This is a genomic window from Streptomyces sp. NPDC087300, from assembly GCF_044744425.1.
In the GTDB taxonomy this organism is placed as follows: domain Bacteria; phylum Actinomycetota; class Actinomycetes; order Streptomycetales; family Streptomycetaceae; genus Streptomyces.
Map to the genome: position 1 here is coordinate 221,680 of NZ_JBIUYI010000007.1, position 20,937 is coordinate 242,616.

Annotated in this window: 14 protein-coding genes; 7 read left to right on the forward strand and 7 right to left on the reverse strand. The window is 71.7% G+C overall.

Features of this window, described 5'->3' with window-relative positions:
- Positions 1 to 86 precede the first annotated feature (86 nt).
- Both ACIO9J_RS29370 and ACIO9J_RS29375 read left to right on the forward strand, forming a co-directional pair.
- A complete protein-coding gene (locus ACIO9J_RS29370) occupies positions 87 to 2,684 on the forward strand; it encodes a bifunctional FO biosynthesis protein CofGH (protein WP_402006011.1) in 2,598 nt (865 codons plus the stop codon).
- A gap of 22 nt (positions 2,685 to 2,706) precedes the next feature.
- Entirely contained in the window at positions 2,707 to 2,934 is a 228-nt protein-coding gene (locus ACIO9J_RS29375) for a hypothetical protein (protein WP_402006014.1), read from the forward strand.
- A gap of 84 nt (positions 2,935 to 3,018) precedes the next feature.
- Here the strand turns inward: ACIO9J_RS29375 and ACIO9J_RS29380 are convergent, their stop codons facing one another.
- Together ACIO9J_RS29380 and ACIO9J_RS29385 are read right to left on the reverse strand one after the other, a co-directional pair.
- Positions 3,019 to 4,437, reverse strand: coding sequence for an FG-GAP-like repeat-containing protein (locus ACIO9J_RS29380; RefSeq protein ID WP_402006017.1), 1,419 nt, complete (start codon positions 4,435 to 4,437; stop codon positions 3,019 to 3,021).
- A gap of 70 nt (positions 4,438 to 4,507) precedes the next feature.
- Positions 4,508 to 5,929, reverse strand: coding sequence for an FG-GAP-like repeat-containing protein (locus ACIO9J_RS29385; RefSeq protein WP_402006020.1), 1,422 nt, complete (start codon positions 5,927 to 5,929; stop codon positions 4,508 to 4,510).
- Between the two features lie 193 nt (positions 5,930 to 6,122).
- Between ACIO9J_RS29385 and ACIO9J_RS29390 the strand changes: the two genes are divergently transcribed.
- Both ACIO9J_RS29390 and ACIO9J_RS29395 read left to right on the forward strand, forming a co-directional pair.
- A complete protein-coding gene (locus ACIO9J_RS29390; RefSeq protein ID WP_402006023.1) occupies positions 6,123 to 8,606 on the forward strand; it encodes a tetratricopeptide repeat protein in 2,484 nt (827 codons plus the stop codon).
- Positions 8,607 to 8,776: 170 nt separating this feature from the next.
- Positions 8,777 to 9,895 carry an ADP-ribosylglycohydrolase family protein gene (locus tag ACIO9J_RS29395; RefSeq protein ID WP_402006026.1) on the forward strand — a complete coding sequence of 373 codons (1,119 nt, stop codon included), beginning with the start codon at positions 8,777 to 8,779 and terminating at the stop codon, positions 9,893 to 9,895.
- Here ACIO9J_RS29395 and ACIO9J_RS29400 read toward each other — a convergent pair.
- Together ACIO9J_RS29400 and ACIO9J_RS29405 are read right to left on the reverse strand one after the other, a co-directional pair.
- On the reverse strand, positions 9,860 to 11,428 hold the full coding sequence (locus tag ACIO9J_RS29400; protein WP_402006029.1) for a sodium:solute symporter family protein: 1,569 nt from the start codon (positions 11,426 to 11,428) through the stop codon (positions 9,860 to 9,862). The two genes, ACIO9J_RS29395 and ACIO9J_RS29400, sit on opposite strands and share 36 nt — an antisense overlap.
- A gap of 272 nt (positions 11,429 to 11,700) precedes the next feature.
- Complete coding sequence (locus ACIO9J_RS29405) at positions 11,701 to 12,498, reverse strand: SDR family oxidoreductase (RefSeq protein ID WP_402006032.1); 798 nt, start codon at positions 12,496 to 12,498, stop codon at positions 11,701 to 11,703.
- Between the two features lie 79 nt (positions 12,499 to 12,577).
- Between ACIO9J_RS29405 and ACIO9J_RS29410 the strand changes: the two genes are divergently transcribed.
- Positions 12,578 to 13,441, forward strand: a complete 864-nt coding sequence (locus tag ACIO9J_RS29410) for a hypothetical protein (RefSeq protein WP_402006035.1) — start codon at positions 12,578 to 12,580, stop codon at positions 13,439 to 13,441.
- 151 nt (positions 13,442 to 13,592) lie between these two features.
- Here the strand turns inward: ACIO9J_RS29410 and ACIO9J_RS29415 are convergent, their stop codons facing one another.
- The 3 genes from ACIO9J_RS29415 to ACIO9J_RS29425 form a co-directional block, all read right to left on the reverse strand.
- Complete coding sequence (locus tag ACIO9J_RS29415; RefSeq protein WP_402006037.1) at positions 13,593 to 13,802, reverse strand: DUF397 domain-containing protein; 210 nt, start codon at positions 13,800 to 13,802, stop codon at positions 13,593 to 13,595.
- Positions 13,803 to 14,094: 292 nt separating this feature from the next.
- Positions 14,095 to 14,952 carry a helix-turn-helix transcriptional regulator gene (locus ACIO9J_RS29420; protein ID WP_098243154.1) on the reverse strand — a complete coding sequence of 286 codons (858 nt, stop codon included), beginning with the start codon at positions 14,950 to 14,952 and terminating at the stop codon, positions 14,095 to 14,097.
- Positions 14,953 to 15,334: 382 nt separating this feature from the next.
- Complete coding sequence (locus ACIO9J_RS29425; protein WP_055543734.1) at positions 15,335 to 16,096, reverse strand: GPP34 family phosphoprotein; 762 nt, start codon at positions 16,094 to 16,096, stop codon at positions 15,335 to 15,337.
- Positions 16,097 to 16,305: 209 nt separating this feature from the next.
- On the opposite strand from ACIO9J_RS29425, the gene ACIO9J_RS29430 reads away from it, so the two are divergent.
- On the forward strand, positions 16,306 to 18,867 hold the full coding sequence (locus ACIO9J_RS29430) for a D-alanyl-D-alanine carboxypeptidase (RefSeq protein ID WP_402006041.1): 2,562 nt from the start codon (positions 16,306 to 16,308) through the stop codon (positions 18,865 to 18,867).
- Positions 18,868 to 19,074: 207 nt separating this feature from the next.
- On the forward strand, positions 19,075 to 20,934 hold the full coding sequence (locus tag ACIO9J_RS29435; protein WP_402006044.1) for an MFS transporter: 1,860 nt from the start codon (positions 19,075 to 19,077) through the stop codon (positions 20,932 to 20,934).
- Positions 20,935 to 20,937: the final 3 nt, after the last annotated feature.

Genomic DNA, 20,937 nt, shown 5'->3' on the forward strand with positions numbered 1-20,937 from the left:
GCGGGAACCGGTGAGGGGAAGGGATGGAGACCGGTGAGCGGAAGTATCTGTAGGAGTCACGTGTTGTCGCTCGTATGCTCGGAGACATGACCAACAGCGCGCAGCCACCCGAGGCCGGACGACCCACCGCCAACGCCATGCGGCGCGCGCTCAGGCGGGCCAGGGACGGTGTCGCGCTGGACGTCACGGAGGCGGCCGTGCTGCTCCAGGCGCGCGGTGACGACCTCGACGACCTGACCGCGTCGGCCGCGCGGGTGCGCGACGCGGGCCTTGAGGCCGCGGGCCGCCCCGGCGTCATCACGTACTCGAAGAGCGTGTTCATCCCGCTCACCCGGCTCTGCCGCGACAAGTGCCACTACTGCACCTTCGTGACCGTGCCCGGCAAGCTGCGCCGCGCGGGCCACGGGATGTTCATGTCCCCCGACGAGGTCCTGGACATCGCGCGCAAGGGCGCCGAACTGGGCTGCAAGGAAGCGCTGATCACCCTCGGCGACAAGCCGGAGGACCGCTGGCCCGAGGCGCGCGAGTGGCTGGAGGCGGAGGGCTACGACGACACCATCGCGTACGTCAGGGCCATCTCGATCCGCATCCTGGAGGAGACGGGCCTGCTCCCGCACCTCAATCCGGGCGTCCTGACGTGGACGGACTTCCAGCGGCTCAAGCCGGTCGCGCCCAGCATGGGGATGATGCTGGAGACGACGTCCGAGCGGCTGTGGTCCGAGCCCGGTCAGCCGCACCACGGCTCGCCCGACAAGGAACCCGCCGTACGCCTCAGGGTCCTTGAGGACGCGGGCCGTTCCTCCGTGCCGTTCACCAGCGGGCTGCTCATCGGCATCGGCGAGACGTACGAGGAGCGCGCCGACTCGCTGTTCGCGCTGCGCCGCGTCGCGCGGTCGTACCACGGCGTCCAGGAGCTGATCATCCAGAACTTCCGCGCCAAGCCCGACACGGCGATGCGCGGCATGCCCGACGCCGAACTCGACGACCTGGTCGCGACGGTCGCCGTGGCCCGGCACATCATGGGCCCGGCAGGCAACATCCAGGCGCCGCCGAACCTCGTCGACGGCGAGTACCGGCGCCTCATCGGCGCGGGCATCGACGACTGGGGCGGCGTCTCGCCCGTCACCATCGACCACGTGAACCCCGAGAAGCCGTGGCCGGGGATCGAGGAGCTCGCCGAGAAGTCGGCCGTCGAGGGCTTCACGCTCAAGGAACGCCTCTGTGTCTACCCGGAGTTCGTGCGGCGGGGCGAGCCCTGGCTCGACCCCCGGCTGCTTCCGCACGTGCGCGCGCTCGCCGACCCCGAGACCGGCCTCGCCCGCCCCGACGCCACCGTCGAGGGCCATCCCTGGCAGGAGCCCGACGAGGGCTATGTGGCGGCCGGGGGCCGCACCGACCTGCACCGCACCATCGACACCACGGGACGCACCTCCGACCGCCGCGACGACTTCGACGAGGTCTACGGCGACTGGGACGCGCTGCGCGAGCAGGCCGCGCCCGGCATGGTGCCATCGCGCATCGACGGCGACGTGCGCGCCGCGCTGAAGCAGGCCGCCGACGACCCGACGAAGCTCACCGACGACGAGGCGCTCGCGCTCCTTCACGCCGACGGGCCCGCGCTCGACGCGCTGTGCGGGATCGCGGACGACATCCGCAAGACGGTCAACGGCGACGACGTCACGTACATCGTCACGCGCAACATCAACTTCACCAACGTCTGTTACACCGGCTGCCGCTTCTGCGCGTTCGCCCAGCGCAGGACGGACGCCGACGCCTACACCCTCTCCCTGGACCAGGTCGCCGACCGGGCCGCGCAGGCCTGGGACGTCGGCGCGGTCGAGGTCTGCATGCAGGGCGGCATCCACCCCGACCTGCCGGGCACCGCCTACTTCGACATCGCGCGGGCGGTGAAGGAGCGCGTGCCGGGCATGCACGTGCACGCCTTCTCGCCGATGGAGGTCGTCAACGGCGCGACCAGGACCGGGCTCTCGATCCGCGAGTGGCTGACCGCCGCCAAGGAGGCCGGGCTCGGCTCGATCCCCGGCACGGCCGCCGAGATCCTCGACGACGAGGTGCGCTGGGTCCTCACCAAGGGCAAGCTGCCGACGGCCACCTGGATCGAGGTGGTCAAGACCGCGCACGAGCTGGGCATCCGCTCCTCGTCCACGATGATGTACGGCCATGTCGACCAGCCCCGGCACTGGCTCGGCCACTTCCGCACGCTGGCCGGGATCCAGCAGGAGACCGGCGGCTTCACGGAGTTCGTGACGCTGCCCTTCATCCACACCAACGCGCCGGTCTACCTCGCGGGCATCGCCCGGCCGGGCCCGACGACCCGCGACAACCGCGCGGTCACCGCGATGGCCCGCGTGCTCCTGCACCCGCACATTCCCAACATCCAGACCAGTTGGGTCAAGCTCGGCCAGGAGGGCGCCGCCGAGATGCTCAGGTCGGGCGCGAACGACCTGGGCGGCACGCTGATGGAGGAGACCATCTCCCGCATGGCGGGCTCCAGTTACGGCTCGTACCGCTCCATCGAGGACCTGATCGCGATCGCGGAGGCGGCGGGCAGGCCGGCGAAGCCGCGTACGACGCTGTACGGCGAGGTCCCCGAGGAGCGGCAGCGGGCGGCCCTCGCCTCGGACGGCCACCTGCCGGAACTGCTGCCGGTGGTGGAGGGCTGATCCCCGAGCGAACCCTCAACCGGTGAACCCCGCACCGAAGTACGTCCCGGTCACGTCGCTCTCCGTACCGTCCGAGCCCCGCGAGGGCGCGCCGAGCGCGGCGGGCCCGAACGACGTGACCGGGCGCGTGCCGGGTGACGATCCGCTTGCCGCGCACCGGGGCGGGGTCCTCGTCGTCGCCCGTGCCGCGGCCGAACACGACGGCGGCCGCGATCAGCGCCACGGACACGACGGCCGCCGTCCAGAGTGAGCAGGGCCGGAAGCGGCGGCGACGGGACGCACGCATCGATTCCGGCCCCCTGGGTCAGCGGGTGTCAGCCTGTGCCGACGTGATTCAGCGTGCCACGTGCGCGCCGAACTGGACCCCCTTCTCCGGGGCGCCTACCGCGGCGGGACCGAAGGACGTGATGCCCGTGGTGGTCAGACCGCTCGAAGAGCCGCGCAGGTGCCAGGCGGCGCCCGAGTCGGCGTAGGTGCCGTCCTCCAGCGGGGCGGTCGCCGTCAGGTCGGCCTTGCCGTCCTTGTTGGTGTCGGAGAGCAGGACGTCGCTGCCGAACCTGTCGTTCTTCTCGGAGGCGCCGGGCACGCCGGGCGTGGACTGCTGGAAGGCCTGCGAGCCGGTGCCGGTCAGGCCGGAGCGGGAGCCCTTGAGGAGCACGGTGCTTCCGGCGTCCGCGATCGCCTCGATGTCCTCGCCGGGGATGCCGACGGCGACGTCCGCGTAGCCGTCGCCGTTCACGTCGCCCGCGCTGATCGAGGAGCCGAACTCGTCGCCCTCCTCACCGACGCCGGGGACGCCCGCCGTGTCCTGGGTGATCTTCGCGGTGCGGGTGGTCGAAGGCCCGTTCGCCGTCCCGTACTTCACCAGGATCGTGCCCTTCTGGTAGGGCATGTCCTCGAAGTTGCCGCCGATGTCACGGACGACGAGGTCGCCGTAGCCGTCCTTGTCGATGTCGGCGATCGCGCCGCCGAGGGAGGGCGCGAGCTTCTGCGGGGTGGTGTTCACCCCGTCCCTGCCGCCCTTCCAGAACTGGCTCTTGTAGGCCATCTCCTCGAAGCCGTGGCTGGAGACGATGTCGTCGGCGCCGTCGCCCGTGAGGTCGCCCACGACGAAGTCGCCGGGCCCGAAGGTCTGGCTGGTGACGACTTCCTGGGTGCTCGCGGGCTTGCCGTCGCGCGTGAAGGGACCGTACGAGATGGTCATGCCCCGGTCGTCGTTGTCCATCGGGTCCTCGGGCTCCGGGTAGGCGGCCGTGACCAGGTCACGCTTGCCGTCGCCGTTGAAGTCGCCCGCGGTGACGTGCGGCGCGGCGTCGCCGGCCAGCTCGGAACTGCCCTGGCCGCTCAGGCCGTTGGCCGAGCCCCACAGGACGACGGCCTTGTCGCCCGCTCCGCCGACGACGAGGTCGGTGTAGGAGTCGCCGTCGAGGTCGGCGGCGGCCGACTCGTAGCCGAAGCGTCCGTCGTCCTGCGGGTCGCCGGGGACGCCGGGCGTGGCGCGGTCGATGGTGGTGGCGTGTGCGGTGTCGGGGCCGCCGGCCGAGCCGTACACGATCGAGATGCTGCCGGAGGTGGTGTCGGAGGTGCCGCCGGGCGCGGAGATCGCGAGGTCGGCGTATCCGTCGTGGTTGAAGTCGGTGACCGGGATGCGGGGCGGGGTCGGGGCGGCGGCGGCGGAGCCGGCGGTGGCGACGACCGCGAGCGGCGTGGCGAGCGCGGTGGCGGCGACGGCGGCTATGAGTGAACGGCGCACTGTTCCTCCATGGAGGGTGAGGGGTGGCGGGTGAGAAATGGAAGTGAGAGGTTCGGGGTGCGGGGCGGCGTCAGTGGCCGATCCTGTACCCGAACAGGGCGCCCTTCTCGGGCTGTCCGAGCTTGTCGGGGCTGAGCGTCGCCGCGCCGGTGGTCGTCAGGCCGCCCGCGGAGCCCCGCAGCGTCCAGACGGCGCCCGAGTCCTCGTACGTCCCGTCCTCCTTGGGAGCGGCGACGGCCAAGTCGGCCTTGCCGTCCTTGACGAGGTCGGCGAGGAGCACCGAGCGGCCGAAGTCGTCGCCGGTCTCGGAGGCGCCGGGCACCCCGGGCGTCGACTGGTTGTAGGCGACCGCGCCCTTGCCGGTCAGGCCGCCCGCGGCCTTGGAGGCGCCCTTGAGCAGGACGACGGCGCCGGTGCCCGTGCTGGTGCCGAGGGCCTCGCCGGGCACGCCGACGGCGAGGTCGGCCTTGCCGTCGCCGTTCACGTCGCCCGCGGCGAGCGAGGCGCCGAACGCGTCGTCGGCCTCGCTCGCGCCGGGCACGCCCTCGGTGGCCTGGGTGATGACCTTCTTGCGGGTGGAGGGGCCTGTGGCGCTGCCGTACTGGATCTGGATGCTGCCGGGCGAGCTGTCGGGCACCTCGGAGACGCTGCCGATGTCGCGCATGGCCAGGTCGCCGTAGCCGTCGCCGTCGAAGTCGCCGACGGTGCCGCTGATCGCGGTGGTCAGCTTCTTGTAGCTGGTGCTGACGGCGGTCTTGCCGCCCTTCCAGAAGCGCGCCTCGTGCTGCATCTCCTCGAAGCCGTGCGTGGAGACGATGTCGTCGATGCCGTCGCCGGTGAGGTCGCCCGTGATGAAGGAGCGCAGGCCCGAGGGGCCGTCGCCGGTGGAGATGGACTGCTTGGCCGCGGGCTTGCCGTCGCGCGTGAACGGGCCGCGCAGCACGGTCAGGCCGGAGATGTCGGGGTCGTCGGTCGGGTAGTCGCCGACGACGAGGTCGCGCTTGCCGTCGCCGTTGAAGTCGCCCGCCGCGTAGTCGGCGTAGTGGTAGGGCAGGACCGTGTCCTTGCCGGTCAGACCGTCCTTGGAGCCCCAGAGCACGGTGTCGTCCGCGCCGTCGCCGCCGCTGGTGACGACCAGGTCGGTGTAGCCGTCGGCGTCGAGGTCGGCGGGGACCACCTGGGCGCCGAAGGCGTAGGTGTCCGTGACGTCGCCGGGCACGCCGGGCGTCGCGCGGCTGATCAGCTGGTGGTGCGTGGCGTCGGGGCCCGTCGCCGAGCCGTAGACGACCGAGACGTACCCGGCGTCGGCGCTCCCGTCGACGGCGCCGCTCGGCGCGGCGACCGCGAGGTCCGCGTGCCCGTCGCGGTTGAAGTCGACGACGGGGGTGCGCGGCGGCACGGGCGCGGCCGCCGCGCTGCCCGCGGTGACGGACAGGGCGAGCGGCGTGGCCAGGGCGGCGGCCGCCACGGCGACGATGATCTTGCGGCGCACTGATCCTCCTGTGGGGAACTGCTGTGGCGTAGGGGGAGACGAGTCATCCGCGGCGATGGTTGTACACCCCGGAGCCCCTTGTACGTGGGGTGGATGTTCCGTGTCTTTCCGTCACCGTTCACCCGGCGCCCGGCCGCGCGGGGCGCCGCGCGTGCGCGAGACTGGACCCCAACGGGCGGCGGTGGAGGGGCAGATGGCGCGGTCGAGGGTGTCGATGCAGGAGCTCATCCGGCAGCGGCGGCGGGCGGGTTTCGTGGGGCGGCGCGAGGAACTGCGCGCGTTCCGGGCCAACTTCGAGGTGCCGCCCGAGGACGACAGGCACCGCTTCCTCTTCCATGTGCACGGCCCCGCGGGCGTCGGCAAGACCTCACTCGTGCGCGAGATGTCCCAACTTGCCACCGGGTGCGGTGCTTTCGTGGCATACGTCGATGAGGCGACGGTCGACGTGCCCGCCGTGTCGGCCGAGATCGCCGCCCAATTCGCCCAGCAGGGGCGGACGTTGAAGGCGCTGGAGCGTGCCGTCGCCGCGCACCGGCGGCGCGTCCACGAGCTCACCGCGGCCGCCGCCCGCGAGCCGGGACCCGACGCGCCGTCGGCGGCCAGCACCGCGATGGCCCGCGCCGGGGTCGTCGGACTCGGCATGGTCCCCGTGGTGGGCGCACTCGCCGGGGTCGTCGACGCGGAGCGGCTCGCGCACGGCGCCGACCGGCTGCGGGCCCGGCTGCGCGGCCCCGAGGACCCCGACCTCACCCTGGAACACCTGGTGCTCGCACCCGAACGCGCGCTGACCCCCGTCCTCCTCGACGACCTCGACCGGGCCGCCGACACCGCGCCCTGGCTCGTGCTCTTCTTCGACACCTACGAACGCACCGCGCCCTTCCTGGACCGCTGGCTGCACGAGGTGATGACGACCGACCGGCACGGCGAACTCCCCGCCAACGTCGTGGTGGTGACCGCCGGGCAGCGCCCCCTGGACCCGGCCCGCTGGGACGGCGCCGCGGACTTCACCGCCGATCTGCCGCTGCGGCCCTTCACCGAGACCGAGGCGCGCGATCTGCTCACCGCCAAGGGCGTCACCGACGAACCGGTCGTCACGGAGGTGCTGCGCCTGTCGGGCCGGCTGCCCGTGCTCGTCTCCACGCTCGCCGAGTCAGGGCCCGCGGCCCCCGACGACGTCGGCGACCCGAGCGCGACGGCCGTGGAGCGCTTCCTGAAGTGGGAGCAGGACCCGGTGCGCAGGACCGCCGCGCTGGACTGCGCGCTGCCCCGGCGGCTCGACGAGGAGATCGTGCGGGCCGCCGCGGGCGGGGGCGGCGAGGTCCCCGCGGGGCTGGACGGCTGGCTGCGCGCCCTGCCGTTCGTCCGCGCCGACCGCACCGGCGCGGCCCGCTACCACGACGTCGTACGCGCCCCGATGCTCCGCCTGCGCCGCACCACCGCGCCCGCGCTGTGGAGCGCGGGCCACACCCGGATCGCCGGGCTCTACGCGCGGCGCCGCGCCGCCCTGGAGGAGGAGCTGCGCGGCCGGGCGGGCCGCCCGTGGATGCGCCCCGAGTGGCGTGCGCTGCGCGTCGAGGAGCTGTACCACCTGCTGTGCGCGGGGCCGCGTACCGCGCTCCCCGGCGTCCTGCGCGAGGGCATCGAGGCCTGCCGCGTGAGCACCGCGGTGGCCCGCGCGTGGGCGCGGGCGGTCGCCGACGCCGCCGAGGACGCGGACGCGGAGCACCTGCGGGTGTGGGCCGACGACTGCCGTGCCGTGCTCGGCGACGAACGCACCGGCGCCCTCGGCGTACTGGACCTCTTCCTCGCCAGGCCGGGACTGGACGACGCGGGCCGGGTGGCCGCGTACAACGTGCACGGCCTCCAGCTGTTCCGCCTCGGCAGGCTGCGCGAGGCCCTGCGCGACCACGAGCGCGCCATCGCCCTGGACCCCGCCGATCCCTGGGGGCACCACGGGCTCGCCGTCACCTACCGGGCCCTCGGCGAGTTCGACACCGCGCTGCGGCACCTGGACGACGCCGACGAGGTGGTGCCCGGCGCGGAGTGGGTGGCGCGCGACCGGGGCGAGACCTACCGCCGCATGGGCCGTCCCGCCGACGCCCTGCCGTGGCTGGACCGCGCGCACGCCATCGACCCGAGCGAACCGCTGACCCTGGGCAGCCGGGGCCAGGCCAAGTTCGTCCTCGGCCGCCCCCACGAGGCCCTCGCCGATCTGGACCACGCACTCGCGCTCTGGCCCGACTACCCCTGGGCGCTGGCCCGCAGGGCCCACATCAGGCACTCCGTCGGCGACCTGTCCGGCGCCCTCGCCGACCTCGACCGCGCCGAGGAACTGGAGCCGGACACGGCGCGCGTGCACGGCGAACGCGGTGACGTGCTGCGCTTCGCGGGCCGCCTCGACGAGGCGCTCGCCGCCTACGACGCGGCCCTCGCCCTCGACCCCGGCTACGCGTGGGCGTGGGGCAGCAGGGCCCTGGCCCTCGAAGCCCTCGGCCGTACGCGCGATGCGCTGGCGTCCCTGGCCGAGGCACTGCGGATCGACCCGGAGTACGGGTGGGCGCGCGAGCAGCGGGAGCGGATCGCGGGGCAGGCCGCGGGGCAGGCCGCGGGGCCGGCCACGGGGCCTGCCGCGGGGCGGTCCGGCGCGGCCGGTGCGGACGGCTCTCTGGACGTCTGATGGACATGGTTCGCGGGCCTCGTGAACGTCGTTCAAAAGCGACCTCAGGGGCGACTCTTCGCATACCACTTGGCGCCTGAACCGATCGTTCCCGGTCGATTACAGTGCTGCGCAGTCGCAATCTTTCGAGGCGCGACGGGGGCACGTCATCGCACGGAGGGGAGGTCCGCATGGGCACCGCAGCAGCCACCGGTGTGTGGGGCCGCGCCGAGCAGCAGGACTTCCGCAGCCGGGTGCGCGGCACGCTGCTCGGGTCCGCCGTGGGCGACGCCTTCGGGGCGCCCGTCGACGGCCTCTCCCTCGAAGAGATACGCGAGGCGCACGGCGCCGAGGGGCTCACCGAACCCGCCCCCGCGCACGGCAGACGCGGCGCGGTGACCGCCGCGACCCAGCTGGCCCTGTTCACCGTCGACGGACTCATCCGCGCCCAGGTGCGCCGCGACACCGGGGCCTGGCACCCGCCGACCGACCTGCACCGCGCCTACCGGCGCTGGGCCGCGACCCAGAGCGACTGGGGCCCCGACGAGCGGCGCAAGGAGGACGGCTGGCTGGCCCGCGAGGAGTGGCTGTACTCGCGGCGCGACCCTTCCCGCGCCTGTCTGCTGGGCCTCGCCGACGAGGTGATGGGCACCCTCGAAGCACCCAAGAACCCCGACGAACTCGGCGCCGAGGCCGTCACCAGGTCCGCGCCCTTCGGGCTGCTCGTCGGCTGGGAGCCGCAGCTCGTCCTCCAGCTCGCCGTCGAGTGCGCCGTCCAGACCCACGGCCACCCCACCGCCTATCTCGCGGCGGGCGCGCACACCGTCATCGTGCACGGCCTCGCGCGCGGCGAGTCCCTCGACGGCGCGATCCAGCGCACCCTCGCCCTGCTCGCCTCCCGCCCCGGGCAGCAGCCCGTGTCGGACGCGCTCCGGCACGCGCTCGGTGCCGTACGCCAGGGCATGCCCACCCCGGCGCGCGTCGAGGAACTCGTGGCCGACGGCACGGCGGAGGGCGCGCTCGCCGCCGCCGTCTACTGCGCGTTGGTCGGCGAGGACATCCGGCACGGGCTGCGGCTCGCGGTCAACCACGGCGGAGCCTCGGCCGCGGCGGGCGCGCTCTGCGGGGCGCTGCTCGGCGCGCTGCACGGCGAGACGGCCCTGCCGCCCGGCTGGCTCACCGAGCTGGAGGGCCGCGCCACCATCCTGGAACTCGCGGACGACTTCGCGATGGAGATGACCCAGGGGCCCGCGCTGCACGGGCCCGCCCTCTCCTCACCGGGGTGGCTGGCCCGCTATCCGCGGGCTTGAGGGCGGCACGGCGGCCGCCCCCGCCGGGCTGTCGCCGTCGTCGTCCGTGTTGATCTTCTCGATGAGCGCGTCGCGCTCCGGGGTGTCCTCCGGCTTCAGCCAGCCGACGACGACGTAGAGGACGAGCGAGACGGCCAGCGGGATCGACACCTGGTACTGGAGGGCGACGCCGCCCGACACCGCTTCGTCGATGGGGTAGTTGACCAGGTAGAAGGCGAAGAGCCCGGCCGCCCAGCTGGTCAGCGCCGCGGTGGGGCCGGACTTGCGGAAGGTGCGCAGCAGGCCCAGCATCATCGGGATCGCGATCGGGCCCATCAGACCCGCGACCCACTTGATGACGACCGTGATGATGTCCTTGAAGGTCGGCGAGTTCACCTGGGTGGCGACCGCCATGGACAGACCGAGGAAGACCACTGTGGTCAGCCGTGCGGCGATCAGGCCCTTCTGTTCGCTCCAGGCCCTGGCCCTCGCGGAGAACGCGGGCGCCACGTCCCGGGTGAAGACCGCGGCGATCGCGTTGGCGTCGGAGGAGCACATGGCCATGGTGTGCGAGAAGAAGCCGACGATGACCAGGCCCAACAGGCCGTGCGGCAGGAGCTGTTCGGTCATCAGGGCGTAGGCGTCCGAGCCGTCGGGCTTCTTGGCGTCGACGAGCAGCGGGGACATCCACATGGGGAAGAAGAGCACGACGGGCCAGACCAGCCACAGGGCCGCGGAGAGCTTCGCGGAGCGCGCGGCCTCCTTGGCGTTCGCGGTCGCCATGTAGCGCTGCGCCTGGTTGAGCATGCCGCCGTTGTACTCGAAGAGCTTGATGAAGAGGAACGCGAGCAGGAACACCGTGCCGTACGGGCCGACCAGCGGCTTGCCGTGACCGGCGAGTTCGGGCTCGTCCCAGACGCCGAAGAAGCCGCCGTGCGGTCCGAGCTTGCCGACGACGGCGACGAACATCGCGATACCGGCGAGGAGTTGGATGACGAACTGGCCGAGCTCGGTCAGCGCGTCGGCCCACAGCCCGCCGATGGTGCAGTAGATCGCCGTGATCACACCGGTGATGAGGATGCCCTGGTTGAGGGAGACCCCGGTGAACACGGCCAACAGGGTCGCGATCGCCGCCCACTTGGCGCCCACGTCCACGATCTTGAGCAGCATCCCCGACCAGGCGAGCGCCTGCTGGGTCTTGAGGTTGTAGCGGTTCTTCAGGTACTCCAGCGGCGATGCCACGTGCAGCCGTGAGCGCAGCCGGTTGATGCGGGGGGCGAAGAGCCGGGCGCCGATGGCGATGCCGAGCGCGATGGGGAAGGACCAGGTGACGAAGGACGTCACGCCGTACGTGTACGCGATGCCCGCGTAGCCGGTGAACATCACCGCGCTGTAGCCGGACATGTGGTGCGAGATGCCCGACAGCCACCAGGGCATCTTGCCGCCGGCGGTGAAGAAGTCGCTGACGTTGTCGACCCGCTTGTGGGACCACACGCCGATCGCGACCATCACGCCGAAGTAGCCGATGAGCACGGCCCAGTCGAGACTGTTCATATGGCCCTCCAGGGGTCCGCCTGGTGAACTGCGCATAACTGGCTCGCACTTCGCCAGGACCGGCCACGGAGGCCGGGAACGGCCCGGAAGTGCCCGCTCATCGTGGGTTCGGCCGGACACCCCGGACAACCGCCCGAAGAGTCAAGAGCAAGTAAAATCGTTCGGTTTGCTGACCTTCGTTCATGGATGTGATCAGCGGTGGGCATGTCCCGAACACACAAAAGCCGCACGGGAGTTGATTCCCGTACGGCTTCGGCGAGGGTGCGCGGGCGCTACCGCATGATCTCCCCGGCGTTGACCAACAGGGACTGCCCCGTGATGGCCCGCGCCCGGTCGGAGGCGAGGAAGGCCACCGCGTCGGCCACGTCGCCGTCCGTGGCCAGCTCGGGAAGCGCCATGCGCGAGGCGAGACGGTCCCGCACCTCGTCCTCCGGCACGCCCTCGGTGTGCGCGGTGAACTGGACGTACGCCTCGACGGGCGGGCCCCACATCCAGCCGGGCAGCACCGTGTTGACCCGGATCCGGTCAGGCCCGACCTCGTGCGCCAGCGAGTACATCGCCGACGTCAGCGCCCCCTTCGACGCCGCGTACGCGGCCTGCCGCACCTGCGAGGGCGAAGCGACGGCCGACTGCGTGCCGATGAAGACCACCGAACCGCCCCGCGGCCGCGCCCGCAGTGACGGCAGGCACGCGCGCGTCATCCGCAGCGTGCCGAGCAGATTGACGTCCACGACCTGCCGCCAGGTGTCGAAGTCCGCGTCCTCGACCCCGCCGAAGTAGCTGTCCCAGGCGGCGACATGGACCACCGCGTCGATCCCGCCGAAGCGCTCCTGGGCCAGTGCGGCGAGCGCCCGGCACTGGGCCTCGTCCGTGATGTCGGTGGCGCGGTGGGCGGTGCGGGTGCCCGCCGGGTCGATCTCGGCCGCGGACTTGGCGAGGTTCGCCTCCGTGCGCGCCCCGAGCACGGCGTTCCCGCCGTCGCGCACGACGGCGGCCGCGACCTGGTGGCCGAGCCCGGCGCCGACCCCCGATACGACGACGGTCTTTCCTTCGAGGAGCGACGACGGCATGGGCGACTCCCAGCTCTGGCAGTTTTGCTGACGGGGCGTCAGAGTATGGGCGTCCACCGGAGGAAGGAAGGGCACAGACGTGAGTGATGACACCCGCACGGGCGCCCACGAGGACACCCGCAGCGACACCTACGCCGAGCTGGCCGCCGTCGGGCCCTACGGCGTGCACCCGGGCCATGCCCTGATCACCATGGTCGAGCCGCACCCCGGCCATGAGTTCGCGTACAACCGCTGGTACGAGGACGACCACTACTACGCGGGCGCGATGGCCATGCCCTGGATGTACGCGGGGCGCCGCTGGGTGGCCACGCGCGCGCTCCAGCGGCTGCGCTACCCCGACAAGTCCGCGATCGCCGAGCCGGTCACCGCGGGGTGCTACCTCTCCACGTACTGGGTGACCGAGGGCCGCTACGACGACCACATGAAGTGGACCGTCGGGATCAACAAGCGGCTCAACCGCGACGGCCGGGTCTACCAGGACCGCACCCACGTCTTCACCTCCTTCCAGGACCACGAGGCGACCGTCTACCGGGACGGCGCGGCGGGCCCGCGCGACTTCCACGCGATGGACCACCCCTACCGGGGGCTCGTCCTCGAAGTCGTCGACGCCGAAGGCCCGGGGGAGCGGGCCGCGCTCCTCGAGTGGCTGCGCTCGCGCCATCTGCCGCGTGCCCTGGCCGGCTCGCCCGCCGCGATGGTGACGCTCTTCAGGCCGACGCCGCTGCCGGGGGACCGGATGACGTACGTGAAACAGGTCGAGGGCGTGGACACCAGGCTGACGCTGCTCTGGTTCCTCCAGGAGGACCCGCGCGAGTGCTGGGAGGAGCACTTCGCCGCGCGGGACGCCGCGGTGGCCGAATCGGGCCTGGGCCGGGTGGAGCTGGTGGCGCCGTTCATCCCGACCGTGCCGGGGACCGACCGTTACGTGGACGAACTGCGCTGAGGCAGGGCCGAGCCCCCTCGGCCGGGACGGCGGGCCAGTCGAGAGGGCTCATTCGGTTCTGCTATCCGGTTGTTCCGCGGCAGGGGTAGGGGCGTCCGCGAGGTGCGGTGGTGCCGCGGCGTGCGGTGGTCATGGGCGGAGTCCAGGTGAATCAACCGAGGTCGGCGGCTCCCCGGCTCACCTCGGTGACGAACGCGTTCCAGGAGGCGGTGGGGAAGGCGAGGACGGGGCCCTCGACGACCTTGGAGTCACGGACCGAGATCCCCTGCCGCAGCGGGGACTTGACCTCTACGCACGCGCCGTTTCCGGTGGAATACGAAGACTTGACCCACGTATTCGACGCGCCTTGCTGAATTGCCATGTCTGCTCCGGTTTGCCCAGTTGTCGAGTTGCTGTCGCCGCGAAATGCGGTGTGCGCCAACGCTCTTGCTCGATGGCGTGAATGACGCTACTCGCCAACATCGGTGCGTGAAGGGATCGTTCACTCAACCGGATGGCATATTCCAGGGGGGTCTTCCGCCCCGGAGCGGCCAGGGTGTACCGTGCGGCGCTTTTCCGGCCGGAGGCGGCGCGCACGCTTCCGCGTGCGCCGGATACCGATAGCTGGAATAAATGATTCCGCACGTCAGGGGCCCGTTGCCGCGCCGTGGAGATCAGCGGGCGTACTCCTTGGCGATGTCCGCGATCAGCTGACGGGATTGATCCACATTCAGCGCCTGTGCTCGCAAATGCTCGTACATGACGCTGTATTGCTGGACATCGTTCGCTTTCTCCAAGTACAGATCGCTCGTGACGCCCTCGATGTAGACCACACTGGAATCGGCCGCATCAGGGAACTCGAGAATCGCGTACTGCCCGTTGAGCCCGGGATGCGCACCCATGTCGAAGGGGATCACCTGGACGGTCACGTGCGGCAGTTGGGACTGCTCCACGAGATGCTCCAGCTGGTCGCGCATCAGATGCCGGGAACCCACGACGCGGCGCAGCGCGGACTCGTCGAGCACGGTCCACAGGCGCAGCGGATTGTCCGGCGCCGCGATGCGGTCCTGCCGGCGCATGCGCACCTGGACCCGCTTCTCGATGTCGGTGGGCGTGGTCTCCGGGAGCGCGCCGGTGATCAGCGCCTCCGCGTACGCGCGGGTCTGCAGCAGGCCGGGGACGACCTGCGGGTCGTACACGCGCAGCGAGGCGGCGTCGGTCTCCAGACCGATGTACACGCTGTACGGGATGTCGCCGAAGGAGTGCCACCAGCCTTGCTGGCGCGAATCCTTGGCCATCTGCATGAGGGAGTCGACGATGCGGACGTCCTCGACCTCGTAGACGCCGCAGAGGTCGCGGACGTCGCGCTGGCTGATCGACCTGCGCCCGTTCTCCAGGCGGCTGATCTTCGACTGGGAGACGAGCAGGCGCTCGGCGACCTCCTCGGCCGTCATGCCCTTGAGCTCGCGGAGCCGACGGAGCTCCTGGCCCAACCGGCGTCGCCTGACGGTGGGATTGACATTGGACGCCACGGGACGTGCACCTCCGGCTTACATGCCTCTACTTTGCGTATCTGCTGCTCAGCAGAGTGCCACCAACGAGTGCGGCACCGCTGGGAAACAGCGGATGTGCGGACGAGAGGGCGGAGTTGCGAAGGGGTGCGTGCCGTCCCTGCGGCGCCGAAGGATGTGCGGCCGCGCGGGGCGGTGGTACCGGGGTCGTCGTCCGGACGTCCGGTCCCTGCCCCGCGCGGCCCAGCGGCTCCCGAACCGGGTCTGGGGGACTGCGGTGCGGCGCTGTTGATGCGTGGTGGAGCGTGGTGCTGAGCGGTACGAAGTGCTGCTGATGACGCGTGCTGGTGCTGAGCGGTGCCCGGTGTGACCTGACGGTGCCGGGCGTACGTACCGGTGGAGCTCAGTGGGCCACGGCGCGTGCCATGGATCCACGGCGCGGCTGCATCGGAACCCCCGCGGGGTCCGGTGCCGACCTGGCCGGCTGCCGACCGCTGGGTCCCGCGGGACCTGCCGGTGCGGCGCTGCGGCGCGGCTGAGCGGCCACGCCGTTCTGAACGTCCATCACGGCGTGCGCCACGAGGCCGCCCATGGGGTCGTGCCTGATGAGATCCCGGAGGCGTGAGCGCGATGAACGCCCTTCGTTCCCCGGGTAGAGATGCTTGCCGAGACCGACCGCGTGGGCCAGTGCGGCGAGCGCCGCGGTCCGCGGATCCGGCGGTACGCCGGTGCGGATCGCCGAGTCGAGCCGGGACCTGATTTCCCGGCTGATCGCCGTGTCCGTCGCTTGGTAGCGAGTCGTCGGCAGTACCCCGCACATCTGGCCCGCCACGGCATGCACCATGCCGCATCGCTCCAGGTGCGAGAGGTACGTCTGGCGCAGCCCCAGTCGGGGCCCGCCGATCCAGTGGACCGCCCGAACCGGGCTGCCGCGCCTGCGCAGCAGTTCCAGTGCGGAGTCCAGAGTCGGATCTCCGGTCGGCCGTGGCATCACCACGGCGATACGATCCCCGTCAGGGGCTATCCGTCCGGCCAGCGCCAGCTCCACTAGCTGTGCTCCGGCCAGACCGAGGTCGAGCGACTGCGGCTGCGCTGTGGTACCCGTGGCCGGGTCCAAAGCGAGCAGCAGAAGCTCCTCCGGAATTGTTCTGCGGCTCCTGCCCATCCATGCCTCCCCGCGTGGATGAATGACAGGGTGACCCCTCTCACATTCATCTGTCGAGAGTGCCTGACCGGTAAGTACGGGAACCAGTAGGTATGTCGTTCTCGTCTACCACGGGGGTTAAGCCCTCACACAGGACACTGGTACACGGTTCGGACAGTGGGGTCCGGCCGGTTTTGGCGCACGGCAAGCATTCAGCAACGGCATACGGCATGGCGTACGAGGAGGCATCGGTGGCGGGCGAGACCCCCGACAGGTCGGAGCAGCGGAAGTCGTCGGGGAACCCGACTGCGGCGGATCCCTCGGCGCCGGAGGAACGCGACCCGCGCCTCGCGGTGGCGCGCGAGGTGCCGGCGGCACGGGAGGACCGGGCGACGGCGGTCTTCTCCACGAAGGCGGTCGTTTCGGCGTCCGACGAGGCGGCGTCCGATGAGGTGGCTTCCGACGAGGCGGGGTCGGACGGGGAGTCCCCGTCCGGCGACTCCCCGACGGACGAGAAGACGTCCGAGGCGTCCTCGTCGGACAAGAACGCGTCCGACGCGTCGCCGTCCGACGGGAAGACGTCCGACGAGTCCTCGTCCGACGAGAAGGCCCCGGGTGAGTCCACGGCGGACGAGACGTCCTCGGAGGACGCGCCGTCCGGTGACGCGCGGCTGCGTGACGCGGTCGCGGCATGGGTCGCGAGCGACGAGCCCGAGGCGGACGCGGACGCGGATTCCGCCAGGGGCAACGATTCCGCTGGCGCGGACGAGGGCCCCGGCGCGGGTGCCGCGGACGACGACGCCGACGCCCCGGACGCGGAGGCCGACGCCGACGCTCCGGCCGCCGGCGAGGCGGAGTCCGAGGAGTCCGGCTCCGGCAGGGCCGACGGGGAATCCTCCGACGACGACGCCCCGGCCGAGGCTGAGCCCAAGTCCGACGCCGACGCCGACGCCGACGTCGACGACGCCAAGGACGGCGAGGGCAAGGACGCCCCCGCCGGTGGTGTCGACCAGGCCACCGCCGTGTTCAAGGCGCTCTCCCCGAAGGCCGGTGCCAAGGCCGGGGACAAGCCCGCGGGGCAGGGCGTCGACCAGGCCACCACCATGCTCAAGCTGAGCGACCTCCAGGGCCTGGAGAAGAGCCCGGCGAAGAGCCCGGAGAAGGACTCGGCGAAGAGCCCCGAGAAGGACTCCGCGAAGAGTGCCGACGCCGCCGAGAGCGGTGAGGCCAAGGCTCCTGCAAAGGGGAGTGCAAACGGCGAGCGGGAGGCCGAGCGGACCAGCAAGTTCGTCGCGCTCAAGCCGCTCGACGAGCCCGCGGCCAAGCCCGTACCGAAGCCCGCGCCGAAGCCCGACGAGGCGGCGGCGCCCAAGGGCGGAGCGAAGGCGGCCGCGGCAGGCGCCGCCGCCACGGCCGCTCCCACCAGCCCCACGGGCCCCACAGGACCCGCCGTCCCTCCGCCGGTCGAGCGCACGACGCAACAGCCGTTGCCGCCGAAGCCGCCGATCGATCTGCTCGCCGAGCTGACGAACACCCCGCCGCCGCCGGAGACCCCGGTCCGCACCGCCGTGCGCCGCGTCAAGATCTGGACGCCGCTGGTGCTGCTCATGGTGGTCGTGTTTGCGGTCGTACAGGCCGTGCGGCCGCTTCCGACGCCGAGCCTCCAGCTGACCGCTGAGGAGTCCGTCTCCTTCGAGGGCGGCAAGCCGTCCGTGCCGTGGCCCGGCGAGGGCCAGGCGGCGATGGACGTCAACGGCATCGGCACGTTCGGCACGTCGGGCAAGCAGAAGCCCGTGCCGATCGCGAGCATCGCCAAGGTCATGACGGTCTATCTGATCCTGCGCGACCACCCGCTGAAGAAGGGTGAGGACGGCCCGAAGATCCCGGTCGACGCGGCCGCGCAGAAGCACTACGAGACGGGCAAGCCGGCCAACGAGTCGGTCGTCAAGGTCACCGAGGGCCAGAAGATCTCCCAGTACGAGGCCCTCCAGGCGGTCATGCTGCCGTCGGCCAACAACGTCGCCAAGCTCCTTGCCCGCTGGGACACCAAGAGCAGCTCCGAGGACGAGTTCGTCGCGAAGATGAACAAGACCGCCAAGGAGCTGGGCATGAAGAACACCCACTACACCGACCCCAGCGGCCTGGACAAGACGACCGTGTCGACCGCAGAGGACCTGGTGAAGCTGGGCCGTGCCGCGATGGAGAACCCGGTCTTCAACGAGATCTCCCGCCAGCCCAGCTACAAGGACCTCAACGGCGACAAGCAGAAGAACTTCTTCGGTCTCATCCCGACCGTCGCCATCGGCATCAAGACCGGCACCACCACCGCGGCGGGCGGCAACATCCTCTTCGCCGCGGAGAAGGTGATCGACGGCAAGCGCCAGACGATCATCGGCGCCACCCTCGGCCAGTACGGCGACAACGGCGTGGCCAACATCGACGAGGTCACCCGGGTCACCAAGGAGCTCATCGAGGCGGGCCAGGGCGCGCTGAAGTCCAAGACCATCGTGAAGAAGGGCGACGTGGTCGGCCGGGTCGACGACGGTCTGGGCGGCACGACCCCGGTCGTGGCCACCAAGGACGTCGCCGCGGTGGGCTGGTCGGGCCTGACGGTGAAGCTGGAGCTGAAGGCGGAGAAGGGCAAGACCCTGCCGAACTCGGCGAAGGCGGGCACGAAGGTCGGCGTGCTGAGCGTCGGCGACGGCAAGGGCGGCGCCGTCGAGGTGCCCGTCGCACTTCAGAAGGATCTGAGCGAGCCGTCCTTCGGTTCGAAGCTGACCCGCGTCGGCTGACCGGCCGGGGACGACGCGAGCGAACGGCGCGGCCACGGCGGCCGCGCCCCCGCGGGGGTGAGCCCGGTGTCAGGGCTCACCCCCGCGGGTGCGTGCTAGCGTCACAAGTTCGGGGAGCAGTACGCCGGGGCTGAGGACGGGGTGTTCCGGGACGGACCCCTCGTCGGCTCGACCCCATGGACGGGAACGACACGGGGAGAGCCTCCAGTGCCAACAGCGGAGCCGACGCGCGCGGACGACGACGCCGGGCCGGACAGCGCGACACGCGAGACCGGGCCGGACGACACGGGTGCGCGAATACAGCTGCCCGCGCAGCGCCGCACCCCCGCCTCCCCGCCGCCCGCGGAGGCCTGGCCGATGCGGTTCCTGCGCCATCCGGTGACCATCACGACGGTGGTGGCCGGTGTGCTGCACGTCGTCTGGTTCTTCACCTTCGCCAACAGCGGCGGTGACCTCGCCGCGCAGGACGCCTGGGCGGAGTTCGTCGGACGGCATCCCGACTCGGCGTACAACCTCGCCTGGTACGGCGGCATGCACCCGGTGTCGTACAGCTTCGTCTCGCCGTATCTGATGTCGGTGCTCGGCGTGCGCTCGACGATGATGGTCGCCGGGACCGTCTCCGCCGCGCTGCTCACGCTGATCCTGATGCGCACCCGCGCGGTGAAGCGGCTGCTCTGGCCCGTCTCCGCCGGTGTCTTCGCGCTGGTGTGCAACGCCATATCGGGCCGGGTGACCTACGGCCTCGGGCAGATGTTCGCGCTGGCCGCGGTCGCCGCCGTGTTCTGCTGGCCGCACCGCTGGCGCTACAAGCGGTGGGCGAAGGCCCTGGTCGCGGCGCCGTTCGCGGCGCTGGCCACGATGGGCAGCCCGGTGGCGGGGCTCTTCGTGGGGCTCGTCGCCGTCGCGCTGTTCCTCAGCAAGCGCTACCCGGGCGCCTGGGCGCTCGGCATCGCGCCCGCCGTGGTCGTGGGCATCTCCGCGTGGCTCTTCCCGTTCTCCGGCACCCAGCCGATGTCGTTCGGCTCCGCCTCGCTGCCGCTGGTCTTCTCCCTGGCCGTCTACTACGTCGCGCCCAAGCAGTGGAAGACGGTGCGGATCACCACGCTCGTGTACGCGGCGTTCGTGCTCGGCGTCTGGCTGATCAGCTCGCAGATCGGCTCCAACATCACCCGCCTCGCGATGTCCTTCGCGGGTGTCGCGCTGGTCGCCGCGCTGCCGTACGTCGTGCCGAAGTCCCGCAAGTGGTACGTGATCGTCGTGACGCTCACCGGCTTCGTCGGCTGGATCGGGTACAAGACCGTCGACGACATCGTGCACACCTCGCCCGCCGCCTCCTGGACCCGTGAGCTGGCGCCGCTGGTCAACGAGTTGCAGGAGGTCGACGCGGTGAAGGGCCGGGTCGAGGTCGTGCCCGCCCGCAGCCACCGCGAGGCGTCCGCGCTCGCCCCGTACGTGAACCTCGCCCGCGGCTGGAACCGGCAGGCGGACATGGAGCGCAACCCGCTCTTCTACGACGACACCCTGAACTCGGCGAACTACCACGAGTGGCTCCAGCGCTGGGCCGTCCACTACGTCGTGCTGCCCAAGGGCGAGCCCGACGGCGACGGCGGCAAGCGCGAGGCCGCGCTAGTCGAGAAGGGCCTGCCGTATCTGAAGCAGGTCTGGGTCGACGAGAACTGGCAGCTGTACGAGGTCACCGACCCGGCGCCGCTCGCCGAGCCGAACGCCGTCGTCGAGCGGGCCGAGCAGGGCGAGATGACGCTCCGCGTGACCAAGCCGGGGCGCGTCCTGATCCGCATCCCGTACTCGCCGTGGCTGAGCATCGTCGACTCCCGCGGCAAGGGCGTCGAGCGGCCCAAGGAGACCGAGGAGTCCAAGAGCCGCAGGGCGGACGACGACTCGCGGCCCAAGGAGTACGAGAACGTCAAGGGCTGTCTCCTGGAGGCGGCGGAGGACGGCGAGGGCGACAGGTGGACCGAGCTGATCGCGCCGAAGGCGGGCACCTACCGGCTCGGCGCGCCCTATCAGCTGCCGCGCGGCACGGCCTGCCCGGAGGGGCTGCGCTGACGT